Consider the following 18,375-nt stretch of genomic DNA (forward strand, 5'->3'; position numbering starts at 1 on the left):
TCGAGCTGCAAGCGAAACGCTTTGGCTGGCAGCTCGAGGCTTGTCGCTTAGGGCTGCGTTACCAGCAAATGCCTTCGGTGCGCGTACCGGTGTCGGTGGCTTTGGCCATGAAACCGACCAGGTCGATGACCTGTTTGCCGTGCGGTGCTTGCTGAGCCAGCGCGCGGAATTTCTCGTCGCGGTTGCCGAGGATGATCACGTCGGAGTTGTTGACCACCGAATCGAAGTCCGCGTTGAGCAGGGACGACACGTGCGGGATTTTCGACTCGATGTAGTCCTTGTTCGCGCCGTGAACACGGGCGTACTCGACGTTGCTGTCGTAGATGCTCAGGTCGTAACCCTTGCCGATCAGCATTTCTGCCAGCTCTACCAGCGGGCTTTCGCGCAGGTCGTCGGTGCCGGCCTTGAAGCTCAGGCCGAGCAGGGCGACTTTGCGTTTGTCGTGGCTTTCAACGATGTCGAAGGCGTTCTGCACTTGCGATTCGTTGCTGCGCATCAGCGAGTTGAGCAGCGGTGCCTCGACGTCCAGGGAACCGGCGCGGTAGGTCAGGGCACGCACGTCTTTTGGCAGGCACGAGCCGCCGAACGCGAAGCCCGGACGCATGTAGTACTGGGACAGATTGAGGGTCTTGTCCTGGCAGACCACGTCCATCACTTCACGGCCATCGACGCCGACCGCTTTGGCGATGTTGCCGATCTCGTTGGCGAAGGTCACTTTGGTCGCGTGCCAGACGTTGCAGGTGTACTTGATCATCTCGGCGACAGCGATGTCCTTGCGGATGATCGGCGCGTCGAGTTCTTCGTACAGCGATTGCAGAACGTCGCCAGAAGCCTTGTCGAACTCGCCGATGACGGTCATCGGTGGCAGGTCGTAGTCGGCGATGGCGGTGGATTCACGCAGGAACTCAGGGTTGACCGCAACGCCGAAATCAACGCCAGCCTTCTTGCCGGAGCAATCTTCGAGGATCGGGATGACAACGTTTGCGACAGTGCCCGGCAGTACGGTGCTGCGCACGACGATGGTGTGGCGGGTGGATTTTTCACGCAGGACAAAACCGATCTCGCGGCATACCGCTTCGATGTAGTTCAGTTCCAGGTCGCCGTTCTTCTTGCTCGGCGTACCGACGCAGATCATCGACAGATCGGTGTCACGAATCGCCTCGGCGAAGTTGGTCGTGCCACGCAGGCGACCGGTCTGAATACCCTGTTGCAGAAGTTCGCCCAGGCCCGGTTCAACTATCGGCGATTTACCGGCGTTGATCATGTCGATCTTGTCTTTGGCAACGTCGACGCCAACCACGTCATGGCCCCGTGCAGACAGGCAGCCGGCACACACTGCGCCAACGTAACCCAAACCAAATATGCTGATGCGCATCGCAATTACCTCTGTATATATCAGGCCGTTAGAGGGCCGGAGTTAATGGTGTTCAGCGTTCATTAGTGCACTCGAAAGTGCGGCATACAGGCGCCACAATGCCGTGTGCAGGCATACTAAGTTTCGAGTGTCTAAATAAGTGCACTCAAGATGTGCGCAACCAGGCTTTGTTGTTATGACTTGCCCTGTTTTGCAGCCAATCTTCATGTTTGAAGATCTTGGTGCAGTCGTTTTTACGCGCTTGATGTCAGGTAGAAGCCTTTAAAATCAAGCGGTTGGGTGCTCAGGCGAGCACGTTTATAGGGGCGCGGTCATGGCCTTGCAGGGGATATTAATGGTGCGTATCTCCTGTCCATCAAGTTGTTTTCAGACTGGTTAGTCATCTAGGCAAGTTGCTGTGACAACTTGGTTACATGACTATCGACCCTGCGTAAGTTATCTCGTACAAACTCGGCGAGAATCGTTACCGGTGGTATGAGCTATGCATTTGGACGAAGTTCCTGCCCGCTCATCGCGAAATCTGAAATTTCTTGAAATATTGTCCTAGATGGCACTAGTCTCAATTTGATAGCACTTTCGTTTTCGACCTTTATTAACAGGCGAATAATCACATTAGATAGTTTTGTGCCACTACGGTGAAAAAATTTAGGTGCCACTACTGAAAAAAAAGATCAGTGTCGAGTGAAACTAATATTAGAAAAGATGGGGATATTTTTTTGGCGCCATAAAAATGGCAAAAACAGGCGGGGGATTTTTGACATCGTGCGACCTGCACGACTCTTTATAGAAAGAGTCGTGCAACGGGCATGCTTTATTCGGGGGCGTGATCGCGCAAAAACACCAGATTGTCCGGTTTCGATTGCTCGGCGCTGTAGCGATAACCCTGCACATCGAACTGCTTGAGCTGGGCTGGGTCGTTGATGCGTTCCTGGATCACGAAGCGGCTCATCAAACCACGGGCCTTTTTCGCGTAGAAACTGATGATCTTGTACTGACCGTTTTTCAGATCCTTGAAATCGGCATTGATGATTCGCGCATTCAACGCGGTGCGTTTGACAGCAGAGAAGTACTCGTTGGACGCCAGGTTGAGCAGCAAATCATCGCCTTGCTCGGCCAATGCTTCATTCAGCCATTCACTGATGCGCGTGCGCCAGAACGCGTACAAATCCTTGCCGCGCGCGTTGGCCAGTTTGGTGCCCATTTCCAGGCGATAGGGTTGCATCAGATCCAGCGGGCGCAGCAGGCCATAAAGGCCCGAGAGCATGCGCAGGTGTTTTTGTGCGTAATCGAAATTCGCTTCACTGAAGGACTGGGCGTCGAGACCGGTGTAGACGTCACCCTTGAATGCGAGCAGGGCCTGCTTGGCGTTTTCCGGGGTGAAGGCTGGCGTCCAGCTGCCGAAACGTGCGGCGTTGAGCCCGCCGATCTTGTCTGAGACGTGCATCAATTCGCTGATCTGCGCTGGCGACAGCTCACGCAATTGCTGAATCAGCTCCTGAGAGTGGTCGAGGTATTGCGGCTGGGTGAAGCGCTGGGTCGCCGGCGGTGTTTCGTAATCGAGGGTCTTGGCGGGGGAAATCACCATCAGCATGAAGTCGTCTCCTTTAATCGTGGGGGCGATTCTAGGGGGTTGTCGGTGTTGACTCCAGCTATCAAGTCCATAGGTGATCGACGGCTGGCCCCAATCCCCCGTGGGAGCGAGCCTGCTCGCGAAAGCAGTGCATCAGTCGACTTCGATGGCGGATCTGAATCCGTATTCGCGAGCAGGCTCGCTCCCACATGGGAATCTGTGTTGCTGAGGGAACTGTGTGGGATCAGCTATAGTGCCGCCCGGGTTTTGTTACGGAGACATCCCATTGCGCATTGTTCTTTTATTCACCGCGTGGCTATTGAGCTTCGGTGCCGTTGCGGCGCCGGGCGATGTGGCGACGCTGGATCGCAGTACCTGGCCGGAGCAACTGAGCAGCCCTACGCTGTTCGACGTGGCATCGCGGGCGGAAATCCTCATGTTCGCCCGCGGTCTGCTGGGCACCGAGTCGATGGACGAAGCCGCCCTGGCCCAGCGCCTGGGGCTGCGCACGGTCAATATCGACGCGGTTAATAGCCTGCGCCAACGGCTGTGGCAGCGTCTGCTGGCCAACTACAACTTCGCTCAGCAGAGCTGCGATCAGGACGCCTCGTTCTGCTTCCTCGTCGAAGACTTGCCGACTCTGCGCGAGCAAGCCGCCAAGTTCGTGGTCAGCGATGACAGCTATTACACCAAGTGGGCCGAGCCAAGCCGGATCTTCCATTTGCTCTATCTGGACGAGTTGATGCGCAAGGCTGCGCTTTCGCCTCAGAACAGCAACGAATTCGATCGTTTTGGCGACTACGAGCGCAACGGCGAGGAAATGCATGACCGGCTGTTTCTGCTGACCTTCGACAGCGCCGCCAACGTGCAACCGGACAACACCGACTGGCTCACCGAGTACCTGCGCAAGGCGAACATGAGCGGCACGTTCTTCATGCTTGGCAAGGATATTCAGGCGCGGCTGGGTGACCGTTCGGTGAGCAACCTGCAAGCGGCGTTTTCGCAACAATGCGTCGGCGTGCAGGGTTGGGAGTTCCGTTCCCACAGCCATTGGCAGGACTGGCAGGACTCGGTGCGGCGCAGCGCTGATCTGGTCAGGAACAAATTGCCGGAAAACTACGTGCCGCTGTTCCGCCCGCCGGATGGCCAGCGCCGCAGTGACGCACAAGGTTTCTTCAATAGCCAGGGTCTGCAAGTGGCGTTGTGGGACATCGACGCCCAGGATGGCGCGGGCAAACTCAAGGGGCCCCAGAGCGCGCAGCGGGTGCTGACCCTGATGCTGTTGTGGCGCCATGGAGTGATCAATTTCAACATGAAGCAGGATGCGGTGAAGACCGCGATGCCGTGGCTGATCACACAAACTGCGCAAAGTGGCATCGGCTGGGAGGATTGTCAGGACGCGTTTCGCTGAGAAACGGCAAAAGCCCGGAAACATTGGGCTTGGGGTGATTTTTTCAGAGGTTTCAGTGCAGGTGGACTTCCGACTCTAACGGGGGCAGGGCGGTCCGCCAAGGGCTTTTCGTCACTTTGCAAAATAAACTTAAAAAAACCGTCAAAGTGCTTTTTTATGTCATGGGTTTTGGAGTATTACGAAGACAGACCGCCGAAACCTGCAACACAGGTGGCGTCTTCCAAGACCCGTTTGTTTGCAGTCACTTGAATCTCCGCAGGTGAGATTTCGGCAGTCACTTCGAGGCGCAGCACCGCCAAGGTATTGCGTCTACTGGCTCTGACATAGGTGACCGAGTATGGATGATCACGGACGTAGCCCTTCCTCCAACCAGCCAATCCTTTATGTACTCGATACCAACGTATTGATTCACGATCCAAACGCCCTGCTTAATTTCGAAGAACACCACGTCGCGATCCCGATGACCGTGCTTGAGGAGTTGGACAAGCTCAAGAGCGGACATCACAGCGTTGCCGCCGAATGCCGTCAGGCCATCCGGCTGATCGACAAGACCCTGGGTGACGCCTCCCCCGAGGACGTCGAACTGGGTGTGCCGATCCAGCGCGGCAAGAGCGGGCCGAAGGGCTTGCTGTCAATTCTGATGAGCAAAAAGGCCGAGTCGAACCTGATTCTGCCCGAGCACCTGAACGACAACAAAATCATCAACCAGTTGATCGACCTGCACACCCGTGATCCGCAGAAAGCTGTGGTGCTGGTCACCAAAGACATCAACATGCGCCTCAAGGCGCGCGCCTGCGGGATCGCGGCCGAGGACTACAGCACCGACCAACTGGTCGATGACGTGTCCCTGCTACCCAACGGCTACCACAACATGACCGGTTCTTTCTGGGACCGCGTGAGCAAGGTCGAAACCCGTCAGGACCACGGCCGCACCTGGCATCAGGTGCAACTGATCGACAACCTGCCGGCGGTACACATCAACGAGTTCATCATTGACGAACAGGGCTTTGTCGGCTGGATCAAGGAAATCCAGGAAGACAAACTGCTGATCCTCGACCTGCATCAGGAACCGCTGCTGCACCAGGAAGCCTGGGGCCTCAAGCCGCGCGACATCTATCAGAGCCTGGCGCTGTACGCACTGCTTGATCCGGACATCCATCTGGTCAACCTGTCCGGCGCTGCCGGTTCCGGTAAAACCATCCTGGCGCTGGCCGCTGCGATCGAGCAGACCATGGTCAGCAAGCGTTATCGCCGCATCATCGCCACCCGCAGTGTGCAGGGTCTGGATCAGGAGATCGGCTTCCTGCCGGGCACCGAAGCGGAAAAAATGGAGCCTTGGCTCGGCGCCATCACCGACAACCTCGAAGCCTTGCACATGGATGACGAAAACACCCATGGCAGCGTCGACTACATCCTCAGCAAAGTGCCGTTGCAGTTCAAATCGCTCAACTACATTCGCGGTCGCAGCTTCCAGCAGAGCCTGATCCTGATCGACGAATGCCAGAACCTCACGCCGCACCAGATGAAAACCATCATCACCCGTGCCGGTGCCGGTTCCAAAGTGGTGTGCCTAGGCAACCTGGCGCAGATCGACACCCCTTACCTGTCCGCGACCAGCTCCGGGCTGACCTACCTGACCGAACGCTTCAAGGATTTCCCCAACGGTGTGCACATCACCCTGCAAGGGGTGCCTCGCTCAATCCTGGCCGAATACGCCGAATCGCATCTGTAATCCTTCCAACAGAACCGGGCGGCCCAACATCCGCCCGGTTTTTTATGCCCTATACGAAGAACGCCATATTCAAGCGTGCGGAAATTTGACCCGCAGGTTTACAATCCCCGCTCCTGATCAGGAGTAATCCCGTGCTGACTCATCTCGATTCCCAAGGTCGCGCCAACATGGTCGACGTCACCGAAAAAGCCGTGACGTTCCGTGAAGCGACGGCCCAAGCGCTGGTGCGCATGCTCCCCGAAACTCTGCAGATGATCGTCAGTGGCGGCCATCCCAAAGGCGACGTGTTTGCCGTAGCGCGTATTGCCGGCATTCAGGCGGCGAAGAAAACCAGCGATCTGATTCCCCTGTGCCATCCGCTGATGCTCACCGGCGTCAAAGTCGAACTCAGCGCTGAAGGCGAAGACGCCGTGCGCATCGTCGCCCGTTGCAAACTGTCCGGGCAGACCGGCGTCGAGATGGAAGCGCTGACCGCTGCCAGCGTCGCTGCGCTGACTATCTATGACATGTGCAAAGCCGTGGATCGCGGCATGACCATCGAAAGCGTGAAGCTGCTGGAGAAGGTCGGTGGCAAGAGCGGTCACTTCCAGGCGGAGCAACCATGAACGTGACCGTGAGGTTTTTTGCCCGTTACCGTGAAGCACTGGGTGTTGATTCGGTAAAGGTCGAAGGCGATTTCGCCACTGTTGATGACGTGCGCGCTTTGTTGGCCAAGCGTGATGGCGCCGAGGTGTTGAGCGAACAGAACTTGATGTGCGCGCGCAACGAAGACCTCTGCCAACTCGATGAGCCTGTTACCGATGGCGACGAAGTGGCGTTCTTCCCGACCGTGACCGGAGGCTGAGCCATGGCAATTCGCGTGCAGGCCAAGCCGTTCGACCCGGGTGCTGAAGTCAACGCAATGCATGCGGCCAATGTCGGCGTCGGCGCGGTGGTGAGTTTTGTCGGCTACGTGCGCGACTTCAACGATGGCCTCGATGTGGCCGGCATGTTCCTCGAGCACTATCCGGGCATGACCGAAAAGGCCCTGGGCAAAATTGCCGTCGAAGCCGAGCAGCGCTGGCCATTGTTGAAGCTGGAAGTGCTGCACCGCATCGGCGCGCTGGAACCGGGCGAGCCGATTGTCTTTGTCGGCGCCGCCAGTGCCCATCGCCAGGCAGCATTCGATGCCTGCGCTTTCGTCATGGACTACCTGAAAACCCGTGCGCCGTTCTGGAAGAAAGAAAACACCAGCGACGGCCCGCGCTGGGTGGAAGGGCGCGACAGTGATCATGCGGCGGCGGATCGCTGGAACAAGTAAGTCCTGTTGTTTCACCAAAAAGATCGCAGCCTTCGGCAGCTCCTACAGGGTGTACGACATCCCAATGTAGGAGCTGCCGAAGGCTGCGATCTTTTGCTTTTTCTGCTGATTGACGATCCATACATTAAAGTCCAGTATGGATTTACAAGTACAAAATCACCGTTCAGCTCTTTCTTCTGTCTTGCCAAACCAACAACAACCCGCGAGAGAACGAACATGAAGAAACTCCCCCTCATCACCGGTCTGGCCCTGAGCCTGCTGGCGTGCACCAGCTCGTTTGCCGCCGAGAAAACTCTGCGCATCGGCATCGAAGCCGCTTACCCACCCTTCGCCTCGAAAACCGACAAAGGTGAAATCGTCGGTTTCGACTACGACATCGGCAACGCCCTGTGCGCGCAGATGAAGGTCAAATGCGTGTGGGTCGAGGGTGAATTCGACGGTCTGATTCCTTCCCTGAAAGTGAAGAAAATCGACATGGCGCTGTCGTCCATGACGATCAACGAAGACCGCAAGAAGTCAGTGGATTTCACCCACAAGTACTACTTCACTTCGTCGCGACTGGTGATGAAGGACGGCGCCACGGTCGATGACCAGTACGCCAGCCTCAAGGGCAAGAACGTCGGCGTACAGCGTGCGACCACCACCGACCGTTATGCCACCGAGGTGTTCGAACCCAAGGGCGTCAACGTCAAGCGCTACAGCAACAACGAAGAAATCTACATGGACTTGGCCGCCGGGCGACTTGATGCGATTTTCGCCGACACCATTCCCCTGAATGATTTCCTCACGATGCCGCGTGGCAAGGGCTATGCGTTTGTCGGGCCGGAGTTGAAAGATCCGAAATACGTCGGCGAAGGGGCGGGGATTGCGGTGCGCAAGGGCAATTCCGAGTTGGTCAGCCAGTTAAATGGCGCGATTGATGGCATTCGCGCCAGTGGCGAATATCAGAAGATTTCCGAGAAGTACTTCAAGTCCGATATCTACGGCGACTGATAGTCCGCCATCGCTGGCAAGCCAGCTCCCACATTGTCTGCGTCGAGCACAAATATGTGATCACCGCAGAACCTGTGGGAGCTGGCTTGCCAGCGATGGGGCCAGAAAAATCACCGCAGATTTTCAGCCCTTCAATTCCTTCAAATGCTTGTACACCGTCGCCCGCCCCATGTTCAGCACGTTGGCCACATAGTTCGAGGCGCTCTTGCCCTTGAACGCGCCCTCGGCGTGCAGCGCCAGCACCAGTTCGCGTTTGTGATCGCGGGTCAGCAGATTAAGGCTCAGTTGTCGTTCGCGCAGCCACGCATGCAGGAAGGTGTTGATGCGCTCCTGCCAGTCATCGCGAAACAGTGAATCCGGTTGTGGAATCAGTTTGCTGGGCGAGAGAAACAGATCCAGCGCAGCCTTGGCATTTTCGAACAGCGAAATATTCAGATTGATGCACAGCACCGCCAGCGGATGGTCTTCGCTGTCGCGCAAGACTGTGCTCAGACTGCGAATTTTCTGGCCATCCCAATTGAGTTTTTCGTACGGGCCGATATTTCGCTCGCTGACGTCTTCGCTGAGCATGTCTTCCAGCGATGACTCGTCGCCGATCTCGCGTTTGGACAAGTTGTTGGCGATGTAGTCGACCTTCTGCGTGCGCAAATCGTGCAGCACCACTTCGGCGTGAGGAAAGAACAGCGTGGCGATGGCGTCGGCGATGGCACGGAAGTTATCCATTGCCGGGTCGAATTCGGGGGCGGTCATGACAGTGGAGCTCCAGGCAGCGTCAACGCCTCCGTAAACAGGAGGCGCTGCGAGTGTGCCGCAATCCGTTGGGCGCGTCATCCGGACGGCGGATCAGGCGAGGCGGGCAGGGGATAGCATGCTGCTGTCCAGCCCGAACTGGTGCAGGTGCTCGGGTAGCGGTTCACCGCGCACCAATGCCGCACTGGCCTGGCCCATTGCCGGTGATGTCTGTATGCCGTAGCCGCCCTGCGCCGCTACCCAAAACAGCCCCGGCACCTGCTGATCGAAACCGCTGAGCAAGTCGCCGTCGGCGACAAAATTGCGCAGGCCGGCCCAGGTGCGGGTCGGGCGGCGGATGGTCAGGGTCGTGGCCTCCTCGATCTGGTAGATGCCCGTGGCAATATCCAGTTCTTCCGGCTGCACATCGTGGGGTTCGACCGGGTCGGCGTTGGCCGGCGAGCCGAGAAACATGCCCGCATCGGGTTTCATGTAGAACGATTCGTCGAGGCTGACCAGCATCGGCCAATGGTGAATATCCACGCCTTCGGGTCCGGCAAAAATGAATGCGGCACGGCGTTTTGGTTGCAGGCCCAGCGATCGGGCGCCGGCCATTTCACCGACCTTGTCGGCCCAGGCGCCGGCGGCGTTGATGATCACCGGAGCGCTGAACGTCTGGCCGTTGGTCTGCACATGCCAAATACCGTTGGCGTCGCGATCAAGGCTCACCACCTGGCAATCGGTATGCACTTCGCCTTTATTGCGACGGATACCGCGCAGGTAACCCTGATGCAGGGCGTCGGTGTCGATATCGCAAGCCGTCGGGTCGTAGATCGCGCCGTGGACTTTTTCCCGGCGCAGGATCGGCAGGCGCGCGCAGGCTTCGTCGGCGCTGAGCAGTTGCATCTGTGGCACCGTGGCTTTGGCGCTGAGGTACTGGTTATTCAGTTCGGCGGCGTCACCGGTGAAGTCCACGGTCATTTCGCCGCGCGGGGTCAGCAGCGGGTGCTCGCAGAAGCCGGGCGGTGGATTGTCGAAGAACTCACGGCTGGCCTGGGTCAGCGCGCGTACTTGCGGTGTGCCATATGCGGCGGTGAACAGTGCGGCGGAGCGTCCGGTGGAGTGATAGGCCGGATGGGATTCACGTTCCAGCACGATGACTTTGGCGTGCGGTGACAGCCAGAAGCCGGTGGAAGCGCCAGCAATTCCGCCGCCGATGATGATGAAATCTGCCTGGCTCATGAAAATCTCCAAGGGTTACGAGAACTTGTGTAGGGGATTCGAGGTGTTAGCGCTGTAATTGGTAAACCGCATTCGCCAGGGCAATGTCTTCAAGACCCAGACCAATGGAGCGGAAAAACACGTGACGGTCGTAACCGGGCCGCTGCACTTTCTCGCTGAGCAGATCCGCGAGGTCGCCGATGATCGAATCCTTGTCCCAGCCGTGCTGCTCGGCGGCAATCAACATCTCACCCGCCGAACCCGGCGTGGTCAGACGATAGTCGCAGAACACCTGCATGTCGCTGAGGCTCTGCGGTGGCACTTCATGGGCGCGTGGGGCGTTGGTGCTGATCGAGGTGATCAGTGCCGGTTTGCTCAGGGTGGCCGGGTCGAGCACGGGGCCTGCGGACGAGGTGCAGAGCATGATCACGTCGGCATCGGCTATCGCCGCTTCACGGCTGTCGGCGATCTTCAGGTCTGGAGCAATGGTTTTCAGCAGAGCCTGAGTGTCACGGTCTTCGGTCAGCGAAGGCGAGTACAGGCTGATGCTCTGCCAGTCGCGCAGTGATTTCACGTAGTGCAGGTGCGCTTGGGCGACCTTGCCGCTGCCGATGATTGCCAGTCGCTTGGCATCGCTCGGGGCGAGGGCGTCGACGGCCACAGCCGTGGCGGCGGCGGTGCGCGCGGTGGTCAGCTCGCCCGCGTCGCAGAGCAGTAGCGGCTGGCCGGTCTGCATCGACATCAGCAGCGTCCACGCGGTGACGAGTGCGCCTTGCTCGCGAACGATGTACGGCGAAGTCTTGACCCCGTACACGCCGTCCTCGGCCAGCACACCCAGATAATTAATGAAGTCGCCTGCCCCTTGCGGGAATTCCACCCGTTGCTGCGCCGGCTGCACCGCGTTGCCGGCAGCGAGGTCGCGGAACAGCTTGCGCAGGATTTGCGGCACGTCAATCCGTGTCAGCAGCTCATGGGCCTGGGTTTGGTCGATCACGTAGGGCGTACTGGACATGTCAGGCTCCGGAAGTGAAATCTAAACTAATTTGTCCATTATGGACTTTTAGTTTTATCGGGCAAGCACCTGTTGAAAAATCCGGACGAAAAAAAAGCGCAGTCCGTATCCGGCTGCGCTTCTTTTTTATGACGTCGTTTACTGCGGACGCGCGCGCTCAACCGCGCGCAACAAATGCGTTGGCGGCGTTTCACAGCTGATCTTGCGGCCCAGCTTTTCTTCGATGGACGGCAACTGGTAGGAGTCGTCCTCACCGGCGAAGCTGATCGACACGCCATCGGCGCCGGCACGACCGGTACGGCCGATGCGGTGCACGTAGTCGTCCGGGACTTCCGGCAGGGTGAAGTTGATCACATGGCTGATGCCGTCGATGTGGATGCCGCGACCGGCAACATCGGTAGCGACCAGCACGCGAATCTTGCCTTCGCGGAAGCCTTCCAGGGTTTTGATGCGTTTGTGCTGCGGGACGTCGCCGGACAGTTGCGCGGCGTTGATGCCGTCACGCACGAGGCGTTCTTCGATGCGTCGCACTTCGTCCTTGCGGTTGGCAAACACGATCACCCGTTCCCAGCCGTTATCGTTGACCAGGTTGAAGAGCAGTTTGTACTTGTCGGCACCGGCCACGGCATAGATGTGCTGTTCGACGTTTTCGTTGGCGACGTTCTGCGACTCGATTTCGACGATCGACGGGTCGGTGGTCCATTGCTTGGCCAGGTTCATTACGTCTTCGGTGAAGGTCGCGGAGAACAGCAATGTCTGACGTTCGCTTTTCGGCGGGGTCTGGCGAATGATCTGGCGTACTTGCGGGATGAAACCCATGTCGAGCATGCGGTCGGCTTCGTCCAGCACCATCACTTCGACCATGTCCAGGTGCACGTCGCCGCGCTGGTTGAAGTCGAGCAAGCGGCCCGGCGTCGCGACGAGGATGTCGCAGTGGCGCGCTTCGAGGTGCTTGAGCTGCTTGTCGAAGTCCATGCCGCCCACGAACGTCATCACGTTCAGGCCGGTGTACTTGGTCAGGTCGGCGGCGTCTTTGGCGATCTGCACCACCAGCTCACGGGTCGGCGCGATAATCAGGGCGCGGGGTTCGCCCATGTAGCGCTCTTTCGGCGGCGGCGTCTGCAGCAATTGGGTGATGATCGAGATCAGGAACGCGGCGGTCTTGCCGGTGCCGGTCTGGGCGCGACCGATGGCATCTTTGCCGGCGAGGGTGAAACCCAGCACCTGCGCCTGGATCGGCGTGCAATACGGGAAGCCCAGGTCCTGGATGGCGTGCATCAGTTCCGGAGACAGTTTGAAATCGTGAAAGCGGGTTTTGCCTTCCTGCGGCTCGACGGCGAAGTCTTCGAGTTTCCACGGGATGACCGGTGCCTTTGGCTTCGGTTCGCGGCGAGGCCTGGCCGGTTTCGGCGCTTCGCTGTGCACGCTTTCTGCAACAGGAGCAGCAGATGAAGGGGCGACGGCGGCCGGTTGTGACTCTTGTTTCGGTGCCGCTACGGTAGCGGGGCGGTCGGCCTGGCGGGCATCGCTGCGATGGCCGGGGGCGTGCGACGGCGCACTGGGAACTGGCGCGAGCTGCTCAGCCTCGCTTTTACCGAACATCTTCTTGAGTGCTTTGAGCACGGTCATCTCATCAATTGGTTAAGGAATGTACGCCGGCCAGTGTAATGCAAGAAACGGGCGCGGCGTAGGGGGAGGGATCAAAGGGGATTGCCGAGGGAAAAAACAGCCCGCGTGATCAGCGCAGGCGTTCGCTCAGCCACACGCCGATGTCGCGAATTTCTTCGGGTAACACTTCGTGCTCCATTGGGTATTCCTGCCATGTCACGGTGACACCATGAGCCTTCAGATACTCATAGGCGGTACGCCCCATCGAGTTCTGCACCACGTTGTCGAACTGACCGTGCAGCGACAGCACCGGAATGCGCTGCTGGCTGGCGGACAATTCCAGTTCATCGCTGAAAGTCGGCGCGTACGTCGACAGCGCCAACACACCACCCAATGGCCCCTGCCATTTCAAAAACGCAGTGTGGAACACCACAGCGCCGCCCTGGGAAAAACCTGCCAGGAAAATCCGCGAGGCGTCTATTCCGCAGGCCCGTTGCTCTTCGATCAATTCGATGATGCGGTCGGCGGACGCTTCCAGCTCATCGCGGTCGATCGCCCGCGCCGGGCTCATGGCCTTGATGTCGTACCAGCTCGGCATGGCATATCCGCCATTAATAGTCACTGGACGGGTCGGCGCCTGCGGCAGGACAAAGCGCGTGCTGAGCAGGCTTTCCTGCAACGCTTCAGCCACCGGCAGGAAATCGTAACGATCGGCGCCGAGGCCGTGCAGCCAGATCACGCAGGCATCTGCGGGCTTAACAGGCTGAAGAATCAAGGGCTCGGTCATGGTTGCTCCAAATATGTGCGGGCGCTCTCATTGAGTGCGTGATTCGAGTGCGCGTCCGGGTGATCCGTTAATTAGATGTCGCAAGGGTACAAGTTTTGCTATTGACCTGTCGCTGAACCGCTTCCGGGGCCGGTGTGGTACGGGCTTTGCTATGGAGGACATTGTACGAAGCGTCCTACGGGTGTCGGTAACACTATCAGTGTACGACTCGCGACGGGATAGCAACGAATCCGGTGATGGATGTTCGCCAATGGCCGCTACGGGCTTAGCGAACGTGAAAGGGCTACAGCCCGTTCGGCCGATTGGTGAGAAGTGAGTTGTCCATGATGTGGATTTTCTCCTACTAGACTCATAGCGAAGGTCCTACGTCGGTTGACCCTAAAAAAAGCCAACACGGGTCAGCAATGCCTCAAAAGGGTGCGACTGGACTCAAGCTCCGACACAACAAGAGCAAAACTGGAGGTTTGAATGAAGATGTTGAAATCCACTCTGGCGATCGTGACTGCAGCAACAGTTCTCGGCGTCAGCGGGTTCGCTCAGGCGGGTGCAACCCTGGATGCCGTGCAGAAGAAAGGTTTCGTGCAATGTGGCGTGAGCGACGGTCTGCCGGGCTTCTCGGTACCGGACGCTACCGGCAAGATCCTCGGCATCGACGCTGACTTCTGCCGCGCAGTGGCCGCTGCCGTATTCGGCGACGCGACCAAGGTCAAATTCAGTCAGTTGAACGCCAAGGAGCGCTTCACCGCGCTGCAGTCCGGCGAGATCGACATCCTGTCGCGCAACACCACCATGACCAGCTCCCGTGATGCGGGCATGGGCCTGAAATTCCCGGGCTTCATTACCTACTACGATGGCATCGGCTTCCTGGTGAACAACAAGCTGGGCGTGAAGAGTGCCAAAGAGCTGGACGGCGCAACCATCTGCATCCAGGCCGGTACTACCACCGAGCTCAACGTTTCCGACTACTTCCGCGGCAACGGTCTGAAATACACCCCGATCACGTTCGACACCTCCGATGAAAGCGCCAAGTCGCTGGAATCCGGTCGTTGCGACGTACTGACCTCGGATAAATCCCAGCTGTTCGCCCAGCGCAGCAAACTGGCTTCGCCGAAGGACTACGTGGTTCTGCCGGAAACCATTTCCAAGGAACCACTGGGTCCAGTGGTGCGTAACGGCGACGACGAGTGGCTGGCCGTGGTGCGCTGGACTGGCTACGCCATGCTCAACGCTGAAGAGGCCGGCATCACTTCGAAGAATGTCGAAGCCGAAGCCAAATCGACCAAGAATCCGGACGTCGCTCGTATGCTCGGTGCTGACGGGGAATACGGCAAAGACCTGAAACTGCCGAAGGACTGGGTCGTGCAGGTCGTCAAGCAGGTCGGCAACTACGGTGAAGTGTTCGAGAAAAACCTCGGCAAGAACACTCCGCTGGAAATCGACCGTGGCCTGAACGCCCTGTGGAACAACGGCGGCATTCAGTACGCACCACCAGTGCGCTAATGGTTCTATCACCCGGCGGGCCAACCGCCGGGTGATGTTCTTGTTCCATTTTTTCCGGGGCACTTCATGCAAAATTCAATCGGCGCACCAAAGCAGAGGCTTAGCCTCAGCGATCCGCGAGTGCGCGCCTGGGTATTTCAGATCGTCACTATCGTGGCCGTCGTCTCCCTGGGCTGGTTCCTGTTCGATAACACACAAACCAACCTTGAACACCGGGGCATCACCTCCGGCTTCAGCTTTCTGGAGCGCAGTGCCGGGTTCGGCATCGCTCAAACCCTGATCGACTACACCGAAGCGGACAGCTATGCCCGCGTGTTTGTGATCGGTCTGCTCAATACATTACTGGTGACCTTCATCGGCGTGATCCTGGCGACTCTGCTGGGTTTCATCATTGGTGTCGCGCGTCTTTCGCCGAACTGGATCATCAGCAAGCTGGCGACCGTGTATGTGGAAGTCTTCCGCAACATTCCGCCCCTGCTGCAAATCCTGTTCTGGTACTTCGCGGTGTTCCTGACCATGCCGGGACCGCGCAACAGCCACAACTTCGGCGACACTTTCTTTGTCAGCAGCCGTGGCCTGAACATGCCGGCCGCGCTGGCGGCTGACGGCTTCGGGGCATTCGCGATCAGTGTTGTGGTGGCCATCGTCGGCGTCGTGCTGATGTGCCGCTGGGCCAACAAGCGCTTCGAAGCGACCGGTGTGCCATTCCACAAGTTCTGGGTGGGTCTGGCGATATTGCTGGTGATCCCGAGTTTGTGCGCGCTGATCTTCGGCGCTCCGCTGCACTGGGAAATGCCCGAGCTCAAGGGCTTCAACTTCGTTGGCGGCTGGGTGCTTATCCCGGAACTGCTGGCCTTGACCCTGGCCTTGACCGTTTACACCGCGGCTTTTATCGCCGAGATCGTGCGTTCGGGGATCAAGTCGGTCAGCCACGGCCAAACCGAAGCGGCCCGTTCGCTCGGTTTGCGTGAAGGCCCGACCCTGCGCAAGGTGATCATTCCCCAGGCGCTGCGGGTGATCATCCCGCCGCTGACCAGCCAATACCTCAACCTGGCGAAGAACTCCTCGCTGGCCGCCGGTATCGGTTATCCGGAAATGGTTTCGCTGTTCGCCGGCACCGTGCTGAACCAGACCGGTCAGGCGATCGAAGTGATTGCGATCACCATGAGCGTGTACCTGGCGATCAGTATCAGCATTTCCCTGCTGATGAACTGGTACAACAAGCGCATTGCGCTGATCGAGCGGTAAGGAAAAGCGCATGAGTACTCATACTTTCAAACCCGACATGCCCCCTCCGAGCAGTAGCATCGGCGTAGTGGCATGGATGCGCGCGAACATGTTCTCCAGTTGGCTCAACACCTTGCTGACGCTGTTCGCGTTCTACCTGATCTACCTGATCGTTCCGCCGATTCTGGGGTGGGCGATCATCGACGCCAACTGGATCGGCACCACCCAGGCCGATTGCACCAAGGAGGGCGCCTGCTGGGTGTTCATCCAGCAACGCTTCGGTCAGTTCATGTATGGCTACTACCCGACTGGCCTGCGCTGGCGCGTGGACCTGACCGTGTGGCTGGCAGTGATCGGCGTGGCGCCACTGTTCATCTCGCGCTTCCCGCGTAAAGCGGTGTACGGGCTGAGCTTTCTGGTGATCTATCCGATTGTCGCCTGGTGCCTGCTGCACGGCGGCGTATTCGGCCTGCAAACCGTCGCGACCAGCCAATGGGGCGGCTTGATGCTGACGCTGGTGATCGCCACCGTCGGTATCGCTGGAGCCTTGCCGCTTGGCATCGTGCTGGCGCTGGGTCGTCGTTCGAACATGCCGGCGATTCGTGTGGTTTGCGTGACCTTCATCGAGTTCTGGCGCGGCGTGCCGTTGATCACGGTGCTGTTCATGTCTTCGGTAATGCTGCCGCTGTTTCTGCCCGAAGGCATGAACTTCGACAAGCTGCTGCGGGCGCTGATCGGCGTGATCCTGTTCCAGTCGGCCTACGTGGCTGAAGTGGTGCGCGGCGGTCTGCAAGCGATCCCTAAAGGTCAGTACGAAGCGGCCGCTGCGATGGGCCTGGGCTACTGGCGTTCGATGGGCCTGGTGATTCTGCCGCAAGCCCTGAAGCTGGTGATCCCCGGCATCGTCAACACCTTCATTGCGCTGTTCAAGGACACCAGTCTGGTGATCATCATCGGCCTCTTTGACCTGCTCAACAGCGTCAAGCAAGCCGCTGCCGATCCGAAATGGCTGGGCATGGCCACCGAAGGCTACGTGTTCGCCGCCCTGGTGTTCTGGATTTTCTGTTTTGGTATGTCGCGCTATTCCATGCATCTGGAACGCAAGCTCGACACTGGCCACAAGCGTTAGGAGTTCTCTGTAAATGAGCGAAGCAATCAAAAAGCCTGTGGGTCCTGAAGGCATCATTCAGATGCAGGGCGTCAACAAGTGGTACGGCCAGTTCCACGTGCTGAAAGACATCAACCTCAACGTCAAGCAGGGCGAGCGCATTGTGCTGTGCGGCCCGTCGGGTTCCGGCAAGTCGACCACCATCCGCTGCCTCAATCGTCTGGAAGAACACCAGCAGGGCCGCATCGTCGTGGATGGCGTGGAACTGACCAACGATCTGAAGCAGATCGAAGCGATCCGCCGTGAAGTCGGCATGGTGTTCCAGCACTTCAATCTGTTCCCGCACCTGACCATTTTGCAGAACTGCACCCTGGCCCCGATGTGGGTGCGCAAGATGCCCAAGCGCAAGGCCGAGGAAATCGCCATGCATTACCTGGAACGCGTACGCATTCCGGAGCAGGCGCATAAATTCCCGGGGCAACTGTCCGGTGGTCAGCAGCAGCGTGTGGCGATCGCTCGCGCGCTGTGCATGAAACCGAAAATCATGCTGTTCGACGAACCAACCTCGGCACTCGATCCGGAAATGGTGAAAGAGGTTCTGGACACCATGATCGGCCTGGCCGAAGACGGCATGACCATGCTCTGCGTGACCCACGAAATGGGCTTTGCCCGCACCGTGGCGAATCGCGTGATCTTCATGGACAAGGGCGAGATCGTTGAGCAAGCGGCGCCGAATGACTTCTTCGATAATCCGCAGAATGATCGGACGAAGCTGTTCTTGAGTCAGATCTTGCATTGATGG

At 58.4% G+C, this 18,375-nt stretch carries 17 protein-coding genes; 10 read left to right on the forward strand and 7 right to left on the reverse strand.

What is annotated here, in order from left to right; all coding sequences use genetic code 11:
* Positions 1–58: 58 nt before the first annotated feature.
* Positions 59–1,375, reverse strand: coding sequence for a nucleotide sugar dehydrogenase (locus ACA074_RS04915; RefSeq protein ID WP_489879184.1), 1,317 nt, complete (start codon positions 1,373–1,375; stop codon positions 59–61).
* Between the two features lie 811 nt (positions 1,376–2,186).
* The gene (gene yaaA / locus ACA074_RS04920; protein WP_497678537.1) at positions 2,187–2,966 is read right to left on the reverse strand and encodes a peroxide stress protein YaaA; all 780 of its coding nucleotides are present in this window, start codon (positions 2,964–2,966) and stop codon (positions 2,187–2,189) included.
* A 265-nt stretch (positions 2,967–3,231) separates the two neighbouring features.
* On the opposite strand from yaaA, the gene ACA074_RS04925 reads away from it, so the two are divergent.
* The 6 genes from ACA074_RS04925 to ACA074_RS04950 all read left to right on the forward strand — a co-directional run bounded on the left by ACA074_RS04925 (position 3,232) and on the right by ACA074_RS04950 (position 8,381).
* The gene (locus ACA074_RS04925) at positions 3,232–4,356 is read left to right on the forward strand and encodes a polysaccharide deacetylase family protein (RefSeq protein WP_187676869.1); all 1,125 of its coding nucleotides are present in this window, start codon (positions 3,232–3,234) and stop codon (positions 4,354–4,356) included.
* 337 nt (positions 4,357–4,693) lie between these two features.
* Positions 4,694–6,088, forward strand: coding sequence for a PhoH family protein (locus ACA074_RS04930; RefSeq protein ID WP_187676870.1), 1,395 nt, complete (start codon positions 4,694–4,696; stop codon positions 6,086–6,088).
* 131 nt (positions 6,089–6,219) lie between these two features.
* Positions 6,220–6,693: a cyclic pyranopterin monophosphate synthase MoaC gene (gene moaC / locus ACA074_RS04935; protein ID WP_187676871.1), complete on the forward strand. Its 474-nt coding sequence runs from the start codon at positions 6,220–6,222 to the stop codon at positions 6,691–6,693.
* Positions 6,690–6,932: a molybdopterin converting factor subunit 1 gene (moaD, locus tag ACA074_RS04940; protein ID WP_497678538.1), complete on the forward strand. Its 243-nt coding sequence runs from the start codon at positions 6,690–6,692 to the stop codon at positions 6,930–6,932. Before moaC ends, moaD begins: the two co-directional genes overlap by 4 nt.
* Positions 6,933–6,935: 3 nt before the next feature.
* Positions 6,936–7,388 (forward strand): molybdopterin synthase catalytic subunit MoaE, encoded by a 453-nt coding sequence (gene moaE, locus ACA074_RS04945; protein WP_187676873.1) that lies wholly within the window; start codon positions 6,936–6,938, stop codon positions 7,386–7,388.
* A gap of 216 nt (positions 7,389–7,604) precedes the next feature.
* Positions 7,605–8,381, forward strand: a complete 777-nt coding sequence (locus tag ACA074_RS04950; protein ID WP_187676874.1) for an ABC transporter substrate-binding protein — start codon at positions 7,605–7,607, stop codon at positions 8,379–8,381.
* Positions 8,382–8,504: 123 nt separating this feature from the next.
* On the opposite strand, the gene ACA074_RS04955 is transcribed toward ACA074_RS04950, so the two are convergent.
* The 5 genes from ACA074_RS04955 to ACA074_RS04975 all read right to left on the reverse strand — a co-directional run bounded on the left by ACA074_RS04955 (position 8,505) and on the right by ACA074_RS04975 (position 13,738).
* Complete coding sequence (locus ACA074_RS04955) at positions 8,505–9,131, reverse strand: helix-turn-helix transcriptional regulator (RefSeq protein WP_401271366.1); 627 nt, start codon at positions 9,129–9,131, stop codon at positions 8,505–8,507.
* Positions 9,132–9,224: 93 nt separating this feature from the next.
* On the reverse strand, positions 9,225–10,352 hold the full coding sequence (locus ACA074_RS04960; protein ID WP_497678539.1) for an NAD(P)/FAD-dependent oxidoreductase: 1,128 nt from the start codon (positions 10,350–10,352) through the stop codon (positions 9,225–9,227).
* A 46-nt stretch (positions 10,353–10,398) separates the two neighbouring features.
* Positions 10,399–11,343: an ornithine cyclodeaminase family protein gene (locus ACA074_RS04965; RefSeq protein WP_497678540.1), complete on the reverse strand. Its 945-nt coding sequence runs from the start codon at positions 11,341–11,343 to the stop codon at positions 10,399–10,401.
* Between the two features lie 138 nt (positions 11,344–11,481).
* Complete coding sequence (gene rhlB / locus ACA074_RS04970) at positions 11,482–12,972, reverse strand: ATP-dependent RNA helicase RhlB (protein ID WP_401271375.1); 1,491 nt, start codon at positions 12,970–12,972, stop codon at positions 11,482–11,484.
* A 109-nt stretch (positions 12,973–13,081) separates the two neighbouring features.
* On the reverse strand, positions 13,082–13,738 hold the full coding sequence (locus ACA074_RS04975; RefSeq protein WP_497678541.1) for an alpha/beta hydrolase: 657 nt from the start codon (positions 13,736–13,738) through the stop codon (positions 13,082–13,084).
* 468 nt (positions 13,739–14,206) lie between these two features.
* Here ACA074_RS04975 and ACA074_RS04980 point away from each other — a divergent pair, with 468 nt between their 5' ends.
* The 4 genes from ACA074_RS04980 to ACA074_RS04995 all read left to right on the forward strand — a co-directional run bounded on the left by ACA074_RS04980 (position 14,207) and on the right by ACA074_RS04995 (position 18,372).
* Positions 14,207–15,238: an amino acid ABC transporter substrate-binding protein gene (locus ACA074_RS04980; RefSeq protein WP_187680050.1), complete on the forward strand. Its 1,032-nt coding sequence runs from the start codon at positions 14,207–14,209 to the stop codon at positions 15,236–15,238.
* A gap of 66 nt (positions 15,239–15,304) precedes the next feature.
* Positions 15,305–16,486, forward strand: coding sequence for an amino acid ABC transporter permease (locus ACA074_RS04985; RefSeq protein WP_187680049.1), 1,182 nt, complete (start codon positions 15,305–15,307; stop codon positions 16,484–16,486).
* 10 nt (positions 16,487–16,496) lie between these two features.
* On the forward strand, positions 16,497–17,594 hold the full coding sequence (locus ACA074_RS04990; protein WP_497616564.1) for an amino acid ABC transporter permease: 1,098 nt from the start codon (positions 16,497–16,499) through the stop codon (positions 17,592–17,594).
* A gap of 13 nt (positions 17,595–17,607) precedes the next feature.
* On the forward strand, positions 17,608–18,372 hold the full coding sequence (locus ACA074_RS04995; protein WP_003221897.1) for an amino acid ABC transporter ATP-binding protein: 765 nt from the start codon (positions 17,608–17,610) through the stop codon (positions 18,370–18,372).
* The last annotated feature ends 3 nt before the right edge of the window (positions 18,373–18,375 follow it).

The sequence above is a fragment of the Pseudomonas sp. LBUM1655 genome, assembly GCF_059716085.1.